This window comes from Pseudoalteromonas sp. HM-SA03 (assembly GCF_002289345.1).
Taxonomy (GTDB): Bacteria; Pseudomonadota; Gammaproteobacteria; order Enterobacterales; family Alteromonadaceae; genus Pseudoalteromonas.
Genome location: NZ_NSDG01000178.1, coordinates 1 through 412 on the forward strand (window position 1 = coordinate 1; position 412 = coordinate 412).

At 46.8% G+C, this 412-nt stretch carries 1 protein-coding gene; it reads right to left on the bottom strand.

The genetic code is table 11. The features are described 5' to 3' along the window. Nucleotides 1-412, bottom strand: a 412-nt coding sequence (locus tag CKO50_RS23200; RefSeq protein WP_141240182.1) for an IS630 family transposase, incomplete at both ends; no start/stop codon positions are given.

The following is a 412-nucleotide window of genomic DNA, read 5'->3' on the forward strand; positions in this document are numbered from 1 at the left end:
AGCCAACTCCACACTTGTTCTATGGGGTTTAACTCTGGCGAATAAGGTGGCAGCCTAATGATCACTACATTCTCCAGGCCTTTTACCAAACCATCTTTGAAGTGCCAGGCTGCGCGATCCATGACGACCACAGCCATTCTTCCTGGTTGAGTCCTTTGTGATATTTGCTCCAGGTGAGAATACATGACTTCTTTATTCACTATAGGTGAGATGAGTGCTTCTGTTTCGCCAGTTGTTGGACACACTGCACCAAATAGATAGGCATATTCGAATTGTTGCTGCTTTACAACTCTTGGACGTGAGCCTTTTTCAGCCCAAACCTTTGTGGTCGAAGTTTGCTGACCAAATCGTGCTTCATCCTGAAACCACACATCAATGCGTTCAGGAAGCAGGTGTCCCGGGGTGTGAAGGA